This is a genomic window from Bartonella sp. CM86QHHN, assembly GCF_042194695.1.
Lineage (GTDB): Bacteria > Pseudomonadota > Alphaproteobacteria > Rhizobiales > Rhizobiaceae > Bartonella.
This window is the reverse complement of the sequence record NZ_JBHIND010000010.1, coordinates 40,993-61,870: the sequence shown is the minus strand read 5'-3', so window position 1 is coordinate 61,870 and position 20,878 is coordinate 40,993. Positions and strand designations below refer to the sequence as shown.

Genomic DNA, 20,878 nt, shown 5'->3' with positions numbered 1-20,878 from the left:
GAACTTTTCGTTATACATTCACGGGTGCTGTCGTGAAATCGGTTTAGGTGCTTGGAATATCTTTTTAAGAAAGCATGTAAATTGAAAAATACGTTATTTCTGCAATAAAATTTATACGATAACTTGTGATAGATTTCTTTTAGTATCTTGACGAATAAATTCGGGAACAATATGATGCACACGGTTTTATGAAATGTATTCTTACGTTGCTTTTTAATTAAGGAGCCAATGATGGCGATGGGCGAGAAACCCGTTATGAGCCGTAAGGAGGCTGAAGAGGAAAAGCAAGGAGAGTGTCTTCATTCAGAGGATTTGGAATGTCGTAGTAGGAACTTAAGCGTAGCTTTAGTGCACAAGCAAGCATTAAAGAAGCGGGAGCATAGGAATAAGCGGGAAAAATCACAAGGAAGGATGGCAGGTGCAATTAAGCTTTCCAGTGAGTTTCTGGCAAGTATTATAGTTGGTATTGTTTTGGGGTTGGGGTTTGATAAGTTAGCAGGTTCATGGCCTTGGGGATTGGTATTTTTTCTCTTCTTTGGATTTGCTGCTAGTGTATTGAGTATTCTTCGGTCTGTGGGGTATGTTTCCTCCAGTCAATTAGGAAAAAAAGGCGTATTGCGCCAAGATAAACAAAATAAAGGGGCCAATGAGAGGTCCGATAAATGAGGTTGAAGTGACAGCGCACGCTCCAGATCCTATTCATCAGTTTGAGGTTTTAAGGCTGATTAAGATTTCCATAGGAAATATGGATTTATCGTTTACAAATGTATCATTGTTTACAGTTCTCACGGTTGTTGTAACTTCTATTTTTCTCTTTATTTCATCATCGAGTCGTGGATTGGTTCCAACGCGGATGCAGTCTCTTTCGGAAATGGCATATGAATTTGTAGCATCGACTCTGCGGGAATCATCTGGTGTGCAGGGAATGCAGTTTTTTCCTTTAGTTTTTTCTCTGTTTACTTTTATTTTGGTTGCTAACTTTATTGGTCTCTTTCCTTATTTTTATACGGTTACGTCTCAAATCATGATCACGTTTTCGTTAGCAATGGTGGTAATTTTGACGGTGATTGGTTATGGCTTTTATAAGCATGGGGTCAGTTTTTTGAAACTGTTCGTTCCCAGTGGAGTTCCTGTTGTGGTTTTACCTCTGGTGACAATGATTGAGGTTATTTCTTTTCTCTCCCGTCCAATTAGTCTTTCTCTTCGTCTTTTTGCGAATATGCTTGCTGGTCATATTACGCTTAAAGTGTTTTCTGGGTTTGTTGTTTCAATGATTGGGGTAGGAATCGTAGGTGTGGGTGGTTCGATTTTACCGCTTATTATGACTGTAGCAATTACTGCTCTTGAGTTTTTGGTCGCATTTCTTCAGGCTTACGTCTTTACGGTTTTAACTTGTATGTATCTTAATGATGCAATTCATCCAGGACATTAATAGAACTGGCGGTTTTCCGTCGAATAATGCAATTTCGCTTTAAAGGAGAATAACATGGAAATGGTGCTTGCAGCAAAATATATTGGCGCTGGTCTTGCTTGCTTTGGTATGGCTGGAACAGCTTTAGGACTTGGTAATATTTTTGGTAGCTATCTTTCTGGTGCATTACGAAATCCATCAGCAGCAGATAGTCAGTTTGGACGTCTCGTCTTTGGTTTTGCTGTAACAGAAGCTTTGGGAATTTTTTCATTGCTCATTGCTTTATTACTTCTTTTTGGGGTTTAATCATCATCAAAAGGGTATATCTGTTCTTGCATGAGGAAAGATTTACCCTTTTAGGCTCTTAACTAGAGAGATGCCAGAGAGCTGTTTGTCAGTTATCATCGGTTATAGAGGGCTTTAATAAGCTATTTAAAGGATGAAAGAAGATGTTTGTTTCAAGCGCTTATGCACAGAACACTGAAACGTCGATAGAACATATTAAAAAGGTGGCAGAGCATGCAAATCGTGTGTTTCCGCCTTTTGATTTTGTGCATTTTGGTTCGCATTTTTTCTGGTTGGCAATTTCTTTCGGACTGTTTTATCTTTTTATCTCCCGTGTAATTGTACCACGTATTGGCGGTGTTATTGAAACACGGCGAGATCGAATCGCATCTGATTTAGATCAGGCAATGCGCATGAAGCAAGAAGCAGACATTGTCGTTGAAACTTATGAGCGGAAATTAGCAGAAGCGCGTTTGAACGCGCAGGCTATAGCGCAGGTAGCTAGTGAAGAATTAAAAGAAAAGGCAGAGCTTGAACGGAAAGAAATTGAAGAGAGTCTAGAGAAAAAACTCGCAGATGCTGAAAAACAGATAGCAAAAATTCGGGATAAAGCGATGCAAAATGTTGGTTCTATCGCTGAAGAAGTAGCTCTTGAAATTGTGAAAAAATTGATTGACGTTGATATCAGCAAAGAGGCTGTTCGTTCAGTTGTTAAAACTGCGGATTATTGAGGAAGACAAAGATGACTGATACTTTTTGGGCATTTGTTGGGTTAGTTCTTTTTTTGGCTCTTTTAGTCTATTTCCAAATTCCACAGAGGGTTATACACCATCTTGATGCGCGCGCGAAACGTATCAAAGATGAACTGGATGAGGCTCTGCGTCTTCGTGAAGAGGCACAGGAAATATTGGCTGAATATCAACGCAAACATGCAGAAGCAGAAAAAGATGCGCAAGAAATTATTGCAGCAGCAAAGCATGAAGTTGAATCTGTTATTGCTGAGGCCCGTGCAAAAGCAGAAGAATATGTAAAAAACCGCAATAAATTGGCAGAACAAAAAATTGCCCAAGCAGAAGCGGATGCAATACGCATGGTTTCTTCATCGGCGATTGATTTGGCAATTTCTACAGCACGTACCCTTATTGCAAGGGAAATAGATTCTAACAAGGCAGATGAACTTATCAAAGAGTCTCTTGGGAAAGAATCATTTATCAAAATGAAAACATATCTTAATTAATGATATTTGAGAGATAAAGAACAGTCTCTTTGGTTGCATGATTTTCTCAATATTAATTCATAAAAGTCATAAAAAAGAAAAAATTATCTTCATTGTTTTTATCAGTTAATAGGGTATTTTGATTTTAAATGACAAGTTTTGAGAAGTCTGCAACCGATTGTGTAACAATGTGAGTGCGTTTGAGAAGAGCAAGACGGTTAGCACGAACATCAGTTTTTTTATCATTCACCAATACTTTTTCAAAAAATATATCAATCAATTTTCCAAGTGGCGCTAGCACACTGAGTGCAAATGATAAATTTGTTGCATTGATGGGAGCAAGAACCTTTCTTTCTACTTCACAGATTGCATGATAGAGCTGCTTTTCTTCTTTCTCGACAAAGAGCTCAGGATTAATTTCATTCGCTATTGTTGTGCTTTTTTGAAATTCATTTTCAAGAATATTGGCAGTACGTTTTACAGAGGCTACAAAGTTCATTCCATCGTGGGTATTGATGAAAGCGATAAGCGATTCGACACGACGTGCAACCAATAAAAAATCATCAGAATCTTTATTTAAAACGGCTTCAAGGGCATCGTAACGAGCGCCTTCCTCTTTTAGATAGATTTTCAAACGGTCATGAAAAAAGAATAACAGATCTGATAAAATATATTCTGTTTTTTCTGGAAGCAGATTCTGCAATTGTGAATTTTTTCTTTGAGAGATTTCATATTTATTTTTTTGTTGTAAGAAAAGATTCGTTGCTAACTGGAACAGCGGCATAAGATTGATTTTCCAATCTCGCGAAAGTACAAGCCTAATAATTCCCAATGCTGCTCGTCTTAACGCATAGGGATCTTTTGAGCCCGTTGGTTTTTCATTAATGAGCCAAAAGCCAACGAGCATGTCAATTTTGTCGGCGAGCATAACGGTTATAGCAAGTGGTTCTTGTGGAAGACGATCTGTTGGTCCTTGAGGTTTATAATGGTCTTCGATTGCTACAGCTACGCGAGGATCTTCCCCTTGAAGAAGGGCGTATTTTTGCCCCATAACACCTTGTAGTTCAGGAAATTCTCCGACAATTTCTGTTTGCAAATCAGCTTTTGCAAGGATGGCTGCACGTTTTGCTAAAAGAGGATCTGTTTGTATCAAAGGGGCAATTTCTTGTGCGAGTGTAGCAATGCGTTCTACTCTTTTACCTTGTGTACCTAATTTAGCATGAAAGGTTACATTCAAATGATCAAGTCGCGCCATTCTTTGATCGAGAGGTTTTTTTATATCAAGCTCAAATTTTTTTATAGAAGATTCCAATTGTTGAAGATCAGGCAAATCATGCTGATCGGTTTGCCAAAAATGAAGTGCATCAGAAAGACGGGCACGGACAACCTTACTATTTCCTTTCGAAATTTCTTTGCCTTCATCATTTGCAAGAATATTAGAAACGAGAATAAAATGATGAGAAAGTTTTACTTTTTCTCCTTGTTTGCGGGTGACAAAACATTTTTGATTGGCTCGAATGGTCAAGCGAATAATTTCTGGAGGAATATCAAGGAATGATTTGTCAAAATCACCCATCAGGATAACAGGCCATTCAACAAGACCAGCAACTTCTTCTAGGAGGGGATTATCTTGAACCAGTTCTAAACCGTTTGCAAAGCAGAGATTTTGGGCATCAGCTAAAATAATATTCTTTCGTCTTTCGGCATCCAGAATGACTTTATGGGTTTCAAGTTGAGTAACATAGTCATCAAAGCGGCGCACTTGAAATGGCTCTCCATCACTTAAGAAACGATGACCATAAGTTAAATTATTGCTTTTAAGAGAACCAATTGTAAACGGAATAACATGTGTTTCACCAATTTCTGGTCCGAAGATGCAAAGAATGTTTTGTAAAGGTCTAATCCACTTCAAAGTACCACTTTGTGCTGAATCTTTTCCCCAACGCATAGATTTCGGCCACGGAAAGTTGCGGATAATATCCGGTAAAATATCGGCAATAATTTCTTCTGCAGCTCGACCTTTTTTAACAATTTTAGCAATATAAAAATGACCTTTTTTATCATCATGTCCAATATGCGCTTCAGAAACATCATTTAATCCTGTTGCACGTAGAAAACCATCAATTACATGCTGTGGTGATTTTATACTGGGACCTTTGCGTTCTTCATGGACATCTTTGGAGCGTGTGGAAAGTCCGCGTATGTCCAATGTTAGCCGACGAGGTGTCCAATATTCACGAGCAGCTTCATAGATCAATCCAGCATTCACAAGTTGATCTGTAACAGATTTCTTAAGATCAGCAGCAGCTTTTCGTTGCATACGTGCGGGGATTTCTTCACTGAAGAGTTCAAGAAGAAGATCAGACATTAGGCTTCTCCAGTATATATTTGTCCAGCTTCTGTGAGTAAGAAGGCTTCCCCACAACGGCGCGCGAGATTACGAACGCGAAGAATGTAATTTTGTCGTTCGGTTACAGAAATAACGCCACGTGCTTGCAAAAGATTAAAGATATGGCTCGCTTTAATACATTGATCATAGGCAGGAAAAACACAGCGATGGAATACATTTTCTTTATTTGGTTTTCCAGCATCAAGAAGTGCGCTGCATTCGCGTTCTGCATCGATAAAGTGCTGATGGAGCAGTTTTGTATCAGCAAATTCGAAGTTATAATATGAGTATTCCTGTTCTGCCTGTAAAAAAATATCTCTATAACTTATTTTGTTTTCTCCCTCCAAACCATTAAAGTTAAGGTCATAGACGTTATCAACCCCTTGGATATACATCGCTAGACGCTCAAGACCGTATGTGAGTTCCCCTGAAACTGGAGCGCATTCAATGCCGCACACTTGTTGAAAATAAGTAAATTGAGAGACTTCCATTCCATCGCACCAACATTCCCATCCAAGCCCCCAAGCACCAAGAGTGGGACTTTCCCAATCATCTTCAACAAAGCGAATATCATGCAGTTTTGTATCAAGCCCGATAGCTTGTAGCGACTTTATATAAAGTTCTTGTAGATTGAGCGGAGAGGGTTTGAGAAGCACTTGGAATTGATAATAGTGTTGTAAACGATTTGGATTCTTACCATATCGGCCATCTGTTGGACGTCGAGAGGGTTGGACATAAGCAACTTTCCAAGGGCGTGGTCCTAGAGAGCGTAATGTTGTTGCTGGATGAAAAGTCCCAGCTCCGACTTCCATATCGTAAGGTTGCAAAATTGCACACCCATAGTGTGCCCAATAATTTTGCAAAGTTAATATTAGTCCCTGAAAAGAACGTTTGGGGTTAAGATGTTCAGGCAGTTTCACGCTTTATACTCTTTATATTGGACTAAACAAAAAACCAAAGTAATTTTAGTTCTCTATTTATTATTCATGTGGTTTATGGTTAAGCATCGTTTATTGCAAACCAAATTTCAACTTTTCTTGAATTTGTTCAGAATTTTCTGGTTTTCCGTCAATTGCGTGGTTCCATTGAAAGATTGCTTCACGTTTACGCCCAACTTTCCAATAGGCATCCCCTAAATGATCATTTAGTGTTGGGTCCTCAGGTTGTAATCTGACAGCATTTTCTAATATTTGCACTGCTTTATTATATTCTTTTAGTTTATAATAAGCCCACCCTAAAGAATCGAGAATATGACTGTTGTGAGCTTGTAAAGCAGAGGCTTTTTGTAGCATACGGAGCGATTCTTCAAGCTTCTCACCACGTTCCACAAGGGAATAGGCTAAATAATTAAGAACTTGCGGTTGATTTGGGAAAAATTCAAGTGATTTTCGCAAGTCAAGTTCTGCTTTTGGCCATTGCTTTAAACGTTCAAAAGCAATACCACGCTGATAAAAGAGTTTCCAATCGTCCTGCTGAAAGTTTTTTATCTTTGTAATAGCGTAGTCTAGAGTTTTAATGGCCTCAAGAAATTTATTGTCCTGCATATAAAAAGCAACGAGCGTTATCAAAATATTACGATCATTGGGAAATTTTTTATTTAACAATGTGAGTAATTTTATTGCTTCTTTGTAATTGTTGTTATTGGCAAGAAGGAATGCAAGATGAAGTTGTCCATCTTTATAATAAGGAGATTTAGGGGATAAAGCGCGATAAAGTTTAATTGCTTGATGTGGATCGTTCAATTTAGCAGAAATGTGTGCGAGCTGAAAAAGTGTTGCGTCATTTTGAGGGTATAAGGCGAAAGATAATTGCTTAAAAATACGTGCAATTCGCCCTGAGTTTTTGTAGTTGAGGGCTGTTCCAAAATTATATAATACCTCGGCTGCTCCTTGTTGAGGTGTTTTAATAACTCTCTCTAAGAAAGAATTTTTTTCAATTTTTTCTTGAAAGTTTTTAAGGACTTCTCGACCTGACAACATTTGTTCGCCATGCTGGATTGTTTGAAGAGCTTGGTTGCGCATATTATGGCGCAATTGGAATGAGGCATAGGCTATGATAATACGCTCATAAGTATTAGGAGCGATAAGAGTTCCCTGTTTGTTACTCAGTGCTTTAATGAAATATTTTTTTGCATCCTTTGGCCGTTCTGCAAGGTCGCTCATAAGTGCTAGATGATAAGATATAAAAAGATCATACCAGACAGGACCTTTGAGTTTCTTAAGATCATCGATTGCCTGAGATTTTTGTCCAGATCCAAATGTAATCCAAGCGCCGATGAGTTCAGGTATTGGATTATTGGACGTAGGAAGTTCCTTTAATTTCAGAAGAGCCTTGGCATTCTTATAATCTTTTTTGATGAGACTTTCTACTGACAAAGTTAAGGAAACAAAGGGAGTTATAACATCGTTCTCTTTGAGTTTTTGGGCTTGTTGGACAGCTTCTTTAAAGTTTCCGACCGAGAGCATAGCTTCAAGGAGCTCTTTTTGTGTTTCAATGTTATCAGGTTGATAAACCAGTGCTTGTTTAAAATAATTGATAGCAAGTTCTGTTTTATTTTCATGATTTGCAACCCGTCCAGCTAAATAAGCACCTGTAAATGAGCTTGTATGAGTTGCTGCACTTATTTTACTGTAGGTGAGGGATGGCATCAGCATGATACCCACGATAAAGAGGGCAAAAAGTCGAGATACCGTTGCAGAGCACATGGAGCTAATCCTTTTCAAGATAATCAATTGATGGTGTTGTTTATAGATCATATCTCATTACTTTGTTGAGAAATACTGCGATTCTTGCAAAGAATTCAGTTTACGCGCGCAATACAAAATTCAACAGTCTCAACGAGAGCATTATAAGCAAGATTTTCATTCATGGGAACAAGAGCATCAATTGCATATTTTCCATAGATGCGTGCTTGTTCTATTGTATCTGTGATACTATCATACTTTTCCATTAAGTGTTGCGCGTGTGCGAAGGATTCATCATTATTATTGCCATCTTCAAGCGCTTTTTTCCAGAAATCTTTTTCTACCATATTCCCACGCTCATATGCGAGAATAACAGGCATTGTGATTTTTCCTTCTCTAAAATCATCCCCTATATTTTTTCCTAAGTTTTGAGCACTACCGCTATAGTCAAGTGCATCATCAATTAATTGGAAAGCTAAACCTAAGGATGTTCCATATTCACGTAATGAAGAACGCTCTTTATTTCCATAGCCAGCAATAATGGGTCCTACTTCAGCGGCTGCTGAAAAAAGTGCTGCTGTTTTTGCATCGATGATTTTGAGATATTCTGAAGGGCTGGTTTTTATATTTTTTGCGGCAGAAAGTTGCATAACTTCTCCTTCAGCAATAATTGCAGCAGCGTTGGCTAGGACAGAGAGCGCTTCTATGGAACCGACATCGACCATCATTTTAAAGGCCTGGCCCAATAGGAAATCACCAACAAGTACACTTGCTTGATTCCCCCAAATCATCCGTGCTGTAGATTTTCCACGTCGTAAATTACTTTCGTCAATCACATCATCGTGTAGCAATGTTGCTGTATGCATAAATTCAACAGCTGTTGCGAGTTTTATATGCCCGTCACTTTGATAACCGAACATATGAGCAGAAGCGAGCGTAATCATTGGGCGTAATCGCTTTCCACCTGATGAAATAAGATGGTTAGAAATTTCAGGGATCATCTCAACCTCTGATTTTGCCATAGAGAGAATAAATTGATTTACGCAATCCATATCTTTTTGAGTAAGATTGACAAGAGGTTGAAGAGAAATTTGATTATTTCTTATTTGTTTTGGTTTGATAGCTGCACTCAATGTGTTTACTCCTAGAGTATTGCAATGGACATATATAAAATTTACTTTATTCATTAGCATAAAGGGGGTTTGGTTTTGACTCAAGCTTTTGATGTCGTTTAAAAGTGTTAGCTTGGAATGTTATTGGCAAGAAATGTTCTTTAGCGAGTGTAATCTTATTGTTATAAAATAATAAAAAATTTAAAATAGCAGCTGAATGGCAAAAATGCAGTTTATAAAGGTGAGCATTAGGCTTTTAAATGGATAAAGCAGCGAATCAGAGTGGTGAAACAATTGACAGTTTTCACCGCGGGAAATTTTATTTGGTTCAACCCCATAAATATGGTCATCGTTCTGGAATGGATGCGATGTTATTAGCTAGTTTGGTTCCAAGTGATTTAAAGGGCAAGGTTGTTGATTTAGGTGCTGGTGCTGGAGCTGCAGGGTTAGCTGTTGCTTCGCGTTGTCTGAAAGTTCATGTTACCTTAGTTGAACGTTCGGCTTTTATGATATCTTATGCTCAAAAAACGCTTATGCTAAAACAAAATAAACAATTTGCTAGCCGAATTTGTTTGCTAGAAGCAGATGTTACCTTCAAAGGGAATGCCCGTATAAAAGCAGGTTTGATAGATAATAGCTTTGATTTTGCGATTATGAATCCACCTTTTAATAATCCCACTGATCGCAAGACACCTGATCAACAAAAATCTGAAGCACATGTTATGCCTGAAGCGATGTTTGATAATTGGTTGCGGAGTGCAGCAGCGATTGTCAAGCCAGGTGGATACTTAGGGCTCATTGCACGACCACAATCACTAGTAGATATTTTGCGTGCTTTAGAAGGGCGCTTTGGTGGTATTTGTATCGTTCCTGTGCATGCACGTGCAAAGACAGCAGCAATTCGTCTTTTATTTTACGCAAAACGAGGAAGCAGAGCAGCTTTATCTATTTTACCGGCATTGGTTATACATGAAGGTAATGACCATACTTTTTCACCCCGAGTTGATGCAATTAATAATGGATATATAAGCTTGTGGGAACTTTTCTAATAGTATCTTGTGTTTTTTAGTTTATTATTTAAAGTCTACACTTTGTTGTTAGGGAGGTTTGACTTTGGATGAAATTATATTTCTGGTTGTAATGTGGGGATTGATTGGCGTTTTTGGATGGTATCGCGTTCTTCCTTTTTGTTGTCCTTGCCTATTTAATTGTTCTTAATTTATAAGGAGATTTTGTTTTGATGGATTTTATTAAAAGTTTTATTCCACGCCGTTTTTCTTCCGATAAACTTGAAATTCCTGTGGTGCGCCTTCAAGGAGCAATTATGGATTCATCAGCATCTATATCTCGTACCCTTTCCCTCAGTAGGTGTGCAAATCTTTTAGAGAAGGCTTTCGCACACAAAAAGTCACCGGTTGTTGCACTTATTATTAATTCTCCTGGTGGTTCACCTGTACAATCGCGTTTTATCTTCAAGCGCATTCGTGACTTGGCAGAAGAAAAAAATAAAAAGGTTCTTGTGTTTATTGAAGATATTGCAGCATCTGGTGGTTATATGATTGCTTGTGCAGGGGATGAAATTTTTGCAGATCCTTCTTCAATTGTTGGTTCCATTGGAGTGGTTTCAGCTTCCTTTGGTTTTCCGGAACTTTTGAAGAAAATTGGTATCGAACGGCGTGTATACACAGCAGGAAAGAACAAAGTTACATTAGATCCATTTCAGCCAGAAAAAAAGGCGGATATTGAGCATTTGAAATCTCTCCAACTTGAAGTGCATCAAACTTTTATCGATTTGGTTAAAGAACGGCGTGCTGAAAAATTATCAGATGATTCGAATCTCTTTACAGGAATGTTTTGGAGTGGAAAACAAAGCGTTGGGCTTGGTCTGGTTGATGGATTGAATGATGTACGTTCTGTTATTAAGGAGCGCTTTGGTAATGATGCAAAACTTCGACTTATTATGCCTCCAAAAAGTTTTTTAGGACCTAAAACGCCTTCAGGAGTGACGGCACATACGGTTTATACAGTCGTTGATAGTGCATTGATGGCAGCAGAAGAGCGAGCTCTTTGGCAGCGTTATGGTTTGTGATGGAAAGGATCATTCAAGCCAGAGAGATTTTTATCTAAAAACAGATACTAGAAGAAAAAAGGCTTGAAATGATACGAATGAGAACATGTCGTTTATTTTGTATGAGAACTCTTTATATTTATTGTTTTTCAGAAAACGATTAAGAATATTCCAAGCAGTTTATAGGGCTCGTGCTAAAAGTATGGGTAAAAGGGGGAAATTTTTAAAAGAACCCTATGTAAGTGAATATTACGTCATATGATATCAAATGTACAAACTTCGTTCCAAAGACATTCCTATTTATTTACACCTATTAAATTGAATTTAGCTCTACATGTTGTGGGGCAACGTGCTGATGGGTATCATTTAATAGAAAGTTTGGTTTATTTTAGTCTTAGCGGTGATTGTCTACACTATGCACCTTGTGAAAATAATCAGTTTGTTTTGACGGGGTCGTTTGCAAAAGGGCTTGTTTCTCATTTAGACAATTTGGTTATTCGCGCAAGGGACTTTATGCATAAGACTTTTCCGGAATGTGCTCAACCTGCTTTTTTTCGGCTTGTAAAAACATTACCTGTTGCTTCAGGCATTGGTGGTGGCTCAGGTGATGCAGCTGGGGTTATCAGCATGTTGCGTCGGCAGTGGAATCTTGATTGCTCTTACGAAGAATTAGCAAAAATGAGCTTAGTTCTTGGTGCTGATGTTCCCATGTGCCTTTGTGCATTAGAGTATCAGCAGCCGCTTTTGGTTAAAGGAATTGGTCAAGAGATGATACGACTAAAAGAAGCTTGTTCATTAGCAATGGTATTGGTTAATCATGGACAAGAGATTTCAACACAAGCTGTTTTTAAAGCGTTAGAGAAGCGTCATAATCCTTCTTTAAAAATTAATACAGACGCTTTAAAGAGTGTTGATTCATTAGTTGAAGTTTTACAAGAAACGCGTAATGATCTTTTTTCTCCTGCATTAAAAATAGCACCTCAGTTAGCTGAAGTGTTATCTATATTAGATGAATGTGGGGCTCTTTTTTCCCGTATGTCTGGAACGGGAGCAACTTGCTTTGGCATTTTTAAAAATAAACAAACGGCGCAACAAGCAGCTCTTTTTATCAAATCAATGTACCCAAATTGGTTTGTAAAACCTATCATGACTTTAGGAAATATTTGATAAATAAATATAAAAGCTTTTATTTTATCATGATTTTATTATACATAATAAAAGAGGGTAACCAAAGAAATGTGTTTTTTTATTTTTTGTGCAAGAATTCGTGGAATGTTTGAAGAGCCATTTAAAACTGTAATGCTTGCAAAAAATGATCAGGCTACAGAAATAGATGTATGTTTGTTGTATTTGTGATGTATCAAAGATGTTTAATTTGCCGCTTCAACCAAATTTTTCGTGCGAATTGGATTTGCAAAAACAGGGTTTTTTTCATATAGCAGGTGTTGATGAAGTAGGACGGGGGCCTCTCGCTGGACCTGTGGTAACAGCAGCCGTTATCTTGGATAGAGATCGTATTCCTAATGGGTTAAATGATTCAAAAAAACTTTCTTTTTTCCAACGAAATAGACTTTATCATGAAATTTTACAAAGTGCATTAGCGGTTTCAGTCGCCAGTCTTTGTGCTCGTACAATTGATCAATCTAATATTAGAAAAGCAACGTTAGAAGCAATGCGTCGCTGTATTATAGGATTAGCCATTCCAGCCCACTATGTCCTTGTTGATGGGCGTGATATTCCTTCTGAGTTGTCCTGTCCTGCAATGGCATTGATTAAGGGCGATCAGCGTTCAGTTTCAATTGCAGCCGCATCTATTATTGCGAAAGTAACGCGTGATCGGATGATGGAATGTACAGGACAAGTTTATAAAGGGTATGGTTTAGAGAAGCATGTAGGTTATGCAACGCTAGCGCATCGTACAGCTCTTGATAAATATGGACCAGTTATAGGATTACATCGTTATAGTTTTGCACCACTAAAAGAGTGTAAAAAAGGTAATTAAAATCAGTGATTTACTACAAGAGTAAAGGGTTTTATAATTCATTGATTCTATTATGTTTTTTGAGTGTCTATCCCTAACCTTTTTGAAGCTTTTTATCACTTATTCCTATCTATTTTTTCCAGATATAGAATCAGATATTTCTAACATGGGCTTAACTCTTATTTGTTATTAACCGTATAGCAATGATATACGACAAGGGGCGGTAATGGCAATTGTGAGTTTTAAATATAAGGGCTTAAAATTATTTTATACAACAGGTTCCACAAAAGCTATTTGACCAGATCACTTAAAAAATTACGCGTTATCTTAACGGCTTTAACAAGTGCTACTACGCCTGAAATGTTGAGAGCGCCTGCCTTTAAAATACACCCTCTTAAAGGTGAACTTACAGGGTACTATTCTATATGGATGAATGGAAATTGGCGTGTTACTTTTCGCTTTATAGGAACAGATGTGGAGCTTGTTGATTATCAAGATTACTATTGATGAGAGGAATGAAAAAAATGACGCATAACCCCGCACATCCGAGTGAAGTTCTGAAAGTAGCTTTCTTAGAAGAAATGGGGATAACAATACAAAAATTAGCTGATCATCTCCATATGACAAGAGCTTCTTTATCAAGAGTGATTAACGGACATGCTTCTATAAGTACCGAGCTTGCTATTAAATTAGAATTAGCTGGTTTTAGTAAAGCAAAATTTTGGTTGGATATGCAAACAAACTATAATTTATGGCAAACAAAGCAACAGGCACAACCACCTATTTCTCTTCTTGTTTTTGATACACCTCAAACGCCGCTTTGATTTCGTTAATAATTTTGATGGTGCTTTGGTTTGTTTTTTTAGCTGCCGCCCATTGCTCTAACTTTTTTGTAGCTTTTTGATTGCTTCTATTGCAAGTCGTTTTCTATCGGCTGTTTTGGTACAAAGGGATGCCATTTTATCTTCGGTCCAGCCAAAAAGCGCTTTCATTTGTGAAACCGTAGCACCAGCATTGGCAGCACGTTTTGCTGCTAATTTTCGCAATCGGTGCGCTGATTTTTTAATACCCGCCGCATTACATGCTTCACGAAAGAGGTTGCCAAAACTTTCTTTGACAAGCTTATTTCCACCTTTACCACAAATGAATGTTTGATCACCTATGGGACCAATTTTAAGGGTTTCCTCTAGTTCTGGTAAAATAGGAAGAAAAACATCTGTTTTAAATTGGCTCTTTTCTGTTTTGAGATAAATGATATTATCTTTGACGTCTTTCCAGCCGATACGAACGGCATCACCACGACGCAAGCCTGTATAAAGAAGAACATCAATCCAGACGCGTTCATGTGTACCATGTGACCAATGGTGATAATATTTGTCTATGTCCTCTTCTAGCCATGGCAGTAATCCCCCACTGTTTAAAGATTTTGGTGCTTTTATATTAAAGGCAGGATTTCTATTTAAAAGGGCATTATCAACCGCCCAATTAAAGAGATCGTTTAAAGAGGTCAAAAAATATTTTGCCGCTGCGAGAGTAGCTCGCCTTCTGTCTACGGCGTCAAGGATGTGGTGTTTTTCTATGCTTTTATGTGCACGATCAGCAATATTTTTAGAAACATTGTTCAGAATTCGATATTTAACTTTTTAGTAGATTCTAATTGATTATGCCATTGCATGCTTTGTAAATACTGATGCAATAACCAATCGAAAGAGCCTTTTGTAAGTCTGTTTATTTTCTTGGAGATGCCATTTTGCGCTTGTTTAATAGCCAGCGTATATTTGCTCTGATGGAAATCAATGGACTGTCATAAATTTTAGCTTTTCCACTAATAAATGTACCACCGAAAACTTGTGCATCCCCAAAAACTTTGGCATAACCATAGACTTTTGCATCATCACTTATTCAGCAATTGCCATCATGACTTAGATTGTCTTCTTTTTGTATAAAAGCGCCAAGATCACCTGCCTTTACATCTCCAAAGTCTCTCAAATCACGGATGCAGTAAAGTGTAATGTATCCACCAACCTCAATTGTTTCATTAGTCAGTTCATATTTCTTTTCCTTGATTTGCGCAGAATTCACCCGTAGCGTGAATCATGCATCACTTAAAAGTTATTAGGAATGGGTAGGGGGCTGGGAGGCATATGGGCACTCCCATTTTTTAAAAATATGCAAATTTATTTTTTTAGATGTGCTTAATTTCATATTTCCAATCAGGCAACGGAATGAGAGCTAATGCGAGTTGTCCTCTATGACACATGCATACATTAGCTTCAAAACAGGTGATTGCAACGCGCTTTTTGTTTAAAAAAATTTGATATAATTTGTTTATTGCACAAGAATTATCCTTGAGAGTTGTATTTTGATAATCTTCAAAAAGGCGATCATAATCTTTTGTGTTTTCAAATTTCTTCGTTTTTCAGAGGCAATTCCAAGTTCAGGCATATGCCATATATTCAATATCAATGTTGTTTACAACTTTCTCTAATTGTCTTTTTGAAAATCCGTATTTTCTGCTTATTGGATTTTTACGAATATCATACAAAAGTTTAATATTATTTTTGATAAGTTGATTGAAATAGTCCTCAAAGGATTTTCTTTCATAGCCAATGGTAAAAAACAAAAGCTCTCATCTTTAGCAGGCTGTATGATAATATGTTTGATGTTACACACGTTTATTTCCTTAGTAAATAGGTGGGGGCTCTATGAGCGCCTCTTTCCAAAAGGATAAATCCTCCAGTGATTATCACAGCGTTGTGGAGCAAACAGGGGTTAAAGCTGGTGATGGCGGTTTTGATATCACTGTTAAAGATAAAACAACTTTGACCGGAGGTATTATTGAAAGCACAGCCTCGGCAGAAAAAACAGCCTGACCACAGGAAGCATTAGCACCAGTGATATCAGCAACAGTGCGCATGCTCAAGCCAGCAGCCAAGGGTTTAGTCTTTCTGGGAATGACACGATAAAGAACATTGCCAAAAATGTTTTAAATCACGGCAAAGCCAAGGATGGAGCAGAAGGGGAAACCAAATCTGCTATCAGTGATGGGAGTATCATCCTTACTGATATAACTGGACAGACGGCGATGGGGCAAGATGCTGGACAAATCATTGGCTCTCTCAACCGTAACACCGCAGCAGCCCACCAAGCAGTAGGACAGCTAGATGTCGCACCGCTTGAGGGGGTAGTGCATAATCGCGTAGATATGATCAATGATTTATCGGATGAAGGATTGGGATACTTTGATAAAATTTATAAAATCGCCTATGTCAAAAAATATCCTGAGGGTGAGGTTGAGCATGATGAAAATGGCAATGTCCTCTATGCAACAGATAAAAATGGAAACTATATAAAAGACAGCTATGGAAGAAAAATACCTCTGTATCACTATTTAACACCAGAAGAAGAAAAACATTTACAAAAAGGTTCTGATGGCAAGGTTCATATGTTTTACAATGGTATTTTACCTCACCAGATGATGCTGCGCGTTATACTGTCCAGTTTGCTGACAATGATCATGGTCCCCTTTATTTTACATACTTCCCAGAAGCTGAAGACTGGGAAGTGGAAGTAGGGATAGCGATTTTTCAGAAGTTTCTGGAAGGTAGATTTTTTTTTGGATTGACCAATTCAACCAAGAAATTCCAGGATATAATGTATCTTTATGGCAATACAGGATTGCATGATGATGCCCATAGTCGTGGTACCATAACAGCAGGAAATGGATCATATAATTTAGTAAAGCATGGTGTTCTCGGTATAGCAAAGGAAACAATGGTTAATTTCTTTGGTCCAGCTTATAATACTCAAGACATGGCAGATACGTTATATATCTTAAAGGATGGCAAGCAAACCACTGTCGGCTTGGAAAACCATACAGATGATTTTGTTGGTGTAGTATTTGGTGGAAATCCCGCTACTTTTTACCAGAGACCCTTTGGTAGTAACGCAGTTAAAGAGGCAAAGAAAGTACTATTTAGTTATCCCAGCCCTCATGTTTGTTATGCAAATGCGGATCGAGCATGTAGACATGATTATGGTTCATCTCACCGTATACAAATTGATTCAATTAATTCATGGAGCAAAAAATGAAACAAACCTTAAAATTATTAAGTGCGATAACTCTATTGAGTATAGCTGGGTGCCAGTTTACTAAAACTCCCTCATCTTCTATAGGGGCATGGGAGAAGCCAGGAGCAGATTTTACAGAGGTAGCAAAAGCATTATTAGAATGTGGTATGCCAACTCCTTATGATAAGGATCCAGAAAGCAGAAAGCTCAGCTACAATGCAAATGCAACCATTGATGCTTGCATGCTTCAAGCAGGATTTCGCTATAAATATGATGTGGGGGGAGGCTGGTGTGGAAATCATAAAGCCGAAAACTTGCCCATTTGTCGTCCAGGTGCTATCATATCACAGCGCAGTGTCAAGAAGCGCTTAAACAGCCCTTATTGTAAAAAATATAAAAATGCACCTGAATGCAAACCTTAAGTCTTTCTTGTGATGATCAACAATCCGCCATCCTTGCCTTCGCTTGGAATGGCGGGATTATTTCCTCAACCAATCATCTCAATATTGTTCACCGTTGTTTTAATGAAGCGATGACAGAAAATATCAACAGGCTTATGAGCTTTTTATCGTAAATAAATCCATTAAAAGAGGGGAATAATGAAGAAAATCTTAAAACTGTTGAGTTGTATAGCTCTGTTAAGTATCACTGGATGTGTTAACTCAATTCCCTCACTTTCTCCAGCATTATGGAGAAATAAAATACTTTTAGAATGTGGAGTACCGGACCTTAATAAGGTTGTGGCGCTAGATTTAAATCAATTCGCCAGTATTGAAATGTGTATGGCGTAATCAGGTTTTCGTCCTAGCTTTACAATACAAGATTGGTGTGAAAATCATAAATCAGACAACCTTCCCATTTGTCGTCCAGGTGCTGTCATGCCTCAGCGAAGTATTGAGAGACGCTTAAATAGCCCTTATTGTAAAAAGCATTCAGAACAACTTGAATGCAAACCTTAGGTCTTGCTTCAGCAGAGAAAGCCTTGTCCGTCCTTACGAAAATTTCGCTTGTAACGTGCAAGCAAGTGATTTTAATTAATACAACATGGAACAGATTTTAAATGATAGAATCCTACAGAATTAGTTTTTTCATTCAACATGAAAACAATAAGTTATCTTTATAAATCAATGTGATGTAGCAGGATGAAGATGTTTATGCAAAGAATCTAAAAGTTTTTTTGCGAGTGTTTGAATAATTTCTTTGTTTTTCTGAATTTTAGATACAAAATACTATTGCTAAAGTACTAAAAGTAGATCATGCTGGTAAATAGATGAAACTTTGATGGCGCTTGGTTTTAAAAAAGGCAATATTTGATTTCACTGTTCGCGCTGGTATTGATTTTGCAATAACAGATAATAGTTTATTGTATGCAAAATACTGTTATTTAGATTTTGGTAAAAGAAATTTATAAAGAATATTATCATTAACAGTTATGCGAAACTTTAATGAAAATGAATCCAACTTTAATACACATAATTTTAGTGTGATTTAGTTTACAAATTCTTATTGAATGCAGAATTAAAAGTTTAAGAAGCCTTATTTGCAAAAATTCTTTATTTTTTTGTGAGTGTGTCATTTTTGCTACAGATATTTCAGAAAAGATGCTCTATATGAATTTCATTTTGGATATTTGGAGAGATTTTATGAATACAAAACGTTTAATAACAGCGTCTATTTTTTCTTTAATTTCAGCGTCTACAGCACTAGCTGCTGATGTTATGATTCCTCATCAGCCAGCATCATCGACTGCTTCTACCATTGTTGCACCTACTTTTTCATGGACAGGTCTTTATTTAGGTGTCCAAGCTGGTGGTTTTTCGAGCAAAGCTGATATGGCTCTTGTTGGTCAAGAAAAGAGTTTACCACTGGATAAAGAGTTCTCTCCTAAACTTTCAGGTTTTGCAGGTGGTTTTTATGCAGGTTCTAATATTGATCTCGGTGACAACTTTATTTTTGGTATCGATACGGATTTAATGGTATCTGGAAAAAAACACACAAAGACCATTACCATAGGTGCAGCTGATAACGCTACAGTAGAAAATGCAGTCGTAAGATCCCGCAGATCCGCAAGCCTACAAACACCTCAAGCACCACAAGCAGCAACATCAGAAGAAACACAAAGAATTGCCTCAGGAACTGCAGGTGCAGGAGCTACAACAGGAGGGACTCTAACAGCAGTATCCGCTTCAGAAAAATCTGCTGGAACGCGATCCAGTCAAGCACCAGCTAAACCAGTAACTGCAATTCAACCGTCACGAGCAGGAGCAGCACAATCAAATCAAGCAGCAACAACTGGAGATTCTAGCAATGTTAATGCAACACAAACAGTGGCTGTGGAGGTAAAAAATCCAGGAGTTTCAACAATATCATCACAAACACCAGCTGCATCGCCAGTAGCACAATCAGCCTCCTCTAGACAGACGGTTAGATTAGTGCAATTGCCATCGTCTTCATTGGGAAGATCAAATACAGGAGGGACATCGGTAGGTGTGGTAAGTCGATCACAGTCAGTTGCATCTAAATCTTCCTCCCCCGACGCAGGGGGTAGAACACCAGAGCGGTCAGCATCGCTCTCATTGGCAAGATCAGCTATAGGAGGTCAGTTATCAGGGGGAAGGGCAAGTGAAGGAACAGTGTCTGAAAAACCAGTTGCTATAAAAACCGCGTCTTCTACCTCATCAACAGTATCAGGCGCAAGTCAGCCAGCAGTAAAAGCACCTACACTGGTACAACCTGTATCACAACCATCAGCAGCAGAAAAAACAGTACCGAGTTCATCACTTGTACTCGCGAGATCAGGATCATCCAATGGTTCAGAGACAAAAGTTTCTAATGGAATAAGCGGAGCCCAACAGGGAGGTCATCATAGTTCTTCCCATAGTAGTGGAAATGCTAATGCACATGGTGCACCTCATGCAGGTGGGCATAGCTCTGGTGCTCATCCGAATGGTACTAATCCACATGCTTCTCGTTCTCATGGTGGACAGAATATGTCTGGACACGGTGCACAAAGTACACAAGCGGTGGATAAGAACGCTTCCAGTGTATATGGTATAGAACAAATAAAAAAGATGGCTTCTGAACTTGGTCTTGATCAAGAGGATGCAGTTGAAACTTTAAGTCATACTTTCAAACAAAATTGGGGTGGTGCTACACGGGTACGTATTGGTTTTGCTGCTGATCGCTTTATGCCTTATCTTGCTGGTGGTATTGCTTATGGGCAATTCCAAGACACTGTATCAATATCTGTTAAGGATGAGGATGGAAGAGTCGTTTCTTCTAAGAACTTAGCTGATGAAACAAAAACCATGATTGGTTACACACTTGGTGGTGGCGTTGATTTCTCGCTTCTAGATAATGTGATTGTACGTGCAGAATATCGTTACTCTGATTTTGGTAAAAAGAAATTTGCAAAGGAAAAACTTGAAGTTAACTACAAAACCAATGATTTCCGTGTTGGTGTAGCTTATAAATTCTAATTTTTTAAAGAGTAAATTTCTAAGAGGCTCCACTGTCAGTGGAGCCTTTATTTTTTTTTAAGATCACTTTTTGGTTTCTTTTCTTGTGAATTTCATGATAAAGCCCATAGAGTGTGATGATATATTTTCCTGATCGCTGCTTAATACGAATGATAAGCTCGGCTTTCCCTATAGATAAAAAC

General features: G+C 38.0%; 21 protein-coding genes and 4 pseudogenes. 18 read left to right on the top strand and 7 right to left on the bottom strand.

Annotation, left to right across the window (positions count from 1 at the left end):
- Positions 1-231 precede the first annotated feature (231 nt).
- The 5 genes from ACFIKX_RS01055 to ACFIKX_RS01035 all read left to right on the top strand — a co-directional run bounded on the left by ACFIKX_RS01055 (position 232) and on the right by ACFIKX_RS01035 (position 2,933).
- Complete coding sequence (locus ACFIKX_RS01055; protein WP_375629770.1) at positions 232-666, top strand: AtpZ/AtpI family protein; 435 nt, start codon at positions 232-234, stop codon at positions 664-666.
- A 7-nt stretch (positions 667-673) separates the two neighbouring features.
- A complete protein-coding gene (locus ACFIKX_RS01050) occupies positions 674-1,432 on the top strand; it encodes a F0F1 ATP synthase subunit A (RefSeq protein WP_375612111.1) in 759 nt (252 codons plus the stop codon).
- A 54-nt stretch (positions 1,433-1,486) separates the two neighbouring features.
- The gene (locus ACFIKX_RS01045) at positions 1,487-1,717 is read left to right on the top strand and encodes a F0F1 ATP synthase subunit C (protein WP_005773968.1); all 231 of its coding nucleotides are present in this window, start codon (positions 1,487-1,489) and stop codon (positions 1,715-1,717) included.
- A 143-nt stretch (positions 1,718-1,860) separates the two neighbouring features.
- Positions 1,861-2,427 (top strand): F0F1 ATP synthase subunit B, encoded by a 567-nt coding sequence (locus ACFIKX_RS01040; protein WP_273790398.1) that lies wholly within the window; start codon positions 1,861-1,863, stop codon positions 2,425-2,427.
- 11 nt (positions 2,428-2,438) lie between these two features.
- Positions 2,439-2,933, top strand: coding sequence for a F0F1 ATP synthase subunit B (locus ACFIKX_RS01035; RefSeq protein ID WP_375629767.1), 495 nt, complete (start codon positions 2,439-2,441; stop codon positions 2,931-2,933).
- A 124-nt stretch (positions 2,934-3,057) separates the two neighbouring features.
- Here ACFIKX_RS01035 and glyS read toward each other — a convergent pair whose 3' ends face one another.
- The 4 genes from glyS to ACFIKX_RS01015 all read right to left on the bottom strand — a co-directional run bounded on the left by glyS (position 3,058) and on the right by ACFIKX_RS01015 (position 9,178).
- The gene (gene glyS, locus ACFIKX_RS01030) at positions 3,058-5,280 is read right to left on the bottom strand and encodes a glycine--tRNA ligase subunit beta (RefSeq protein ID WP_375629764.1); all 2,223 of its coding nucleotides are present in this window, start codon (positions 5,278-5,280) and stop codon (positions 3,058-3,060) included.
- Positions 5,280-6,221 carry a glycine--tRNA ligase subunit alpha gene (locus ACFIKX_RS01025; RefSeq protein ID WP_375606430.1) on the bottom strand — a complete coding sequence of 314 codons (942 nt, stop codon included), beginning with the start codon at positions 6,219-6,221 and terminating at the stop codon, positions 5,280-5,282. The genes glyS and ACFIKX_RS01025 overlap by 1 nt, the downstream gene beginning before the upstream one ends.
- 90 nt (positions 6,222-6,311) lie before the next feature.
- The gene (locus ACFIKX_RS01020; RefSeq protein ID WP_375612092.1) at positions 6,312-8,006 is read right to left on the bottom strand and encodes a tetratricopeptide repeat protein; all 1,695 of its coding nucleotides are present in this window, start codon (positions 8,004-8,006) and stop codon (positions 6,312-6,314) included.
- A gap of 95 nt (positions 8,007-8,101) precedes the next feature.
- Positions 8,102-9,178 carry a polyprenyl synthetase family protein gene (locus tag ACFIKX_RS01015; protein ID WP_375629760.1) on the bottom strand — a complete coding sequence of 359 codons (1,077 nt, stop codon included), beginning with the start codon at positions 9,176-9,178 and terminating at the stop codon, positions 8,102-8,104.
- A gap of 179 nt (positions 9,179-9,357) precedes the next feature.
- Between ACFIKX_RS01015 and ACFIKX_RS01010 the strand changes: the two genes are divergently transcribed.
- The 6 genes and pseudogenes from ACFIKX_RS01010 (at position 9,358) to ACFIKX_RS00985 (ending at position 13,970) form a co-directional block, all read left to right on the top strand.
- A complete protein-coding gene (locus ACFIKX_RS01010) occupies positions 9,358-10,146 on the top strand; it encodes a tRNA1(Val) (adenine(37)-N6)-methyltransferase (RefSeq protein WP_375629758.1) in 789 nt (262 codons plus the stop codon).
- A gap of 191 nt (positions 10,147-10,337) precedes the next feature.
- Entirely contained in the window at positions 10,338-11,186 is an 849-nt protein-coding gene (locus tag ACFIKX_RS01005) for a S49 family peptidase (RefSeq protein WP_375612095.1), read from the top strand.
- A gap of 237 nt (positions 11,187-11,423) precedes the next feature.
- Positions 11,424-12,332 (top strand): 4-(cytidine 5'-diphospho)-2-C-methyl-D-erythritol kinase, encoded by a 909-nt coding sequence (locus ACFIKX_RS01000; protein WP_375629755.1) that lies wholly within the window; start codon positions 11,424-11,426, stop codon positions 12,330-12,332.
- A gap of 199 nt (positions 12,333-12,531) precedes the next feature.
- Positions 12,532-13,167: a ribonuclease HII gene (locus ACFIKX_RS00995; RefSeq protein WP_375629754.1), complete on the top strand. Its 636-nt coding sequence runs from the start codon at positions 12,532-12,534 to the stop codon at positions 13,165-13,167.
- 205 nt (positions 13,168-13,372) lie between these two features.
- Positions 13,373-13,653: pseudogene (locus ACFIKX_RS00990) on the top strand (type II toxin-antitoxin system RelE/ParE family toxin).
- A gap of 17 nt (positions 13,654-13,670) precedes the next feature.
- On the top strand, positions 13,671-13,970 hold the full coding sequence (locus ACFIKX_RS00985; protein WP_375629753.1) for a HigA family addiction module antitoxin: 300 nt from the start codon (positions 13,671-13,673) through the stop codon (positions 13,968-13,970).
- Between the two features lie 57 nt (positions 13,971-14,027).
- Here ACFIKX_RS00985 and ACFIKX_RS00980 read toward each other — a convergent pair.
- The 3 genes and pseudogenes from ACFIKX_RS00980 to ACFIKX_RS00970 form a co-directional block, all read right to left on the bottom strand.
- Positions 14,028-14,923: pseudogene (locus ACFIKX_RS00980) on the bottom strand (tyrosine-type recombinase/integrase); the annotation flags it as partial.
- Positions 14,924-15,048: 125 nt separating this feature from the next.
- Positions 15,049-15,228, bottom strand: coding sequence for a hypothetical protein (locus tag ACFIKX_RS00975; protein ID WP_375613526.1), 180 nt, complete (start codon positions 15,226-15,228; stop codon positions 15,049-15,051).
- Positions 15,229-15,331: 103 nt separating this feature from the next.
- A pseudogene (locus tag ACFIKX_RS00970) lies at positions 15,332-15,691 on the bottom strand (DUF488 family protein).
- A 160-nt stretch (positions 15,692-15,851) separates the two neighbouring features.
- Here ACFIKX_RS00970 and ACFIKX_RS00965 point away from each other — a divergent pair.
- From ACFIKX_RS00965 to ACFIKX_RS00935, 7 genes and pseudogenes are all read left to right on the top strand, one after another.
- On the top strand, positions 15,852-16,019 hold the full coding sequence (locus ACFIKX_RS00965) for a hypothetical protein (protein WP_375629751.1): 168 nt from the start codon (positions 15,852-15,854) through the stop codon (positions 16,017-16,019).
- A 212-nt stretch (positions 16,020-16,231) separates the two neighbouring features.
- Positions 16,232-16,720, top strand: coding sequence for a hypothetical protein (locus ACFIKX_RS00960; protein WP_375629748.1), 489 nt, complete (start codon positions 16,232-16,234; stop codon positions 16,718-16,720).
- Between the two features lie 80 nt (positions 16,721-16,800).
- Positions 16,801-17,238, top strand: coding sequence for a hypothetical protein (locus ACFIKX_RS00955; protein ID WP_375629745.1), 438 nt, complete (start codon positions 16,801-16,803; stop codon positions 17,236-17,238).
- Positions 17,235-17,639 (top strand): hypothetical protein, encoded by a 405-nt coding sequence (locus tag ACFIKX_RS00950; protein ID WP_375613523.1) that lies wholly within the window; start codon positions 17,235-17,237, stop codon positions 17,637-17,639. The genes ACFIKX_RS00955 and ACFIKX_RS00950 overlap by 4 nt, the downstream gene beginning before the upstream one ends.
- A complete protein-coding gene (locus tag ACFIKX_RS00945) occupies positions 17,627-17,791 on the top strand; it encodes a hypothetical protein (RefSeq protein ID WP_375613522.1) in 165 nt (54 codons plus the stop codon). Before ACFIKX_RS00950 ends, ACFIKX_RS00945 begins: the two co-directional genes overlap by 13 nt.
- Positions 17,792-17,816: 25 nt before the next feature.
- Positions 17,817-18,176 (top strand): annotated as a pseudogene (locus ACFIKX_RS00940) (hypothetical protein).
- Positions 18,177-18,860: 684 nt separating this feature from the next.
- Positions 18,861-20,696 (top strand): outer membrane beta-barrel protein, encoded by a 1,836-nt coding sequence (locus ACFIKX_RS00935; protein ID WP_375629742.1) that lies wholly within the window; start codon positions 18,861-18,863, stop codon positions 20,694-20,696.
- The last annotated feature ends 182 nt before the right edge of the window (positions 20,697-20,878 follow it).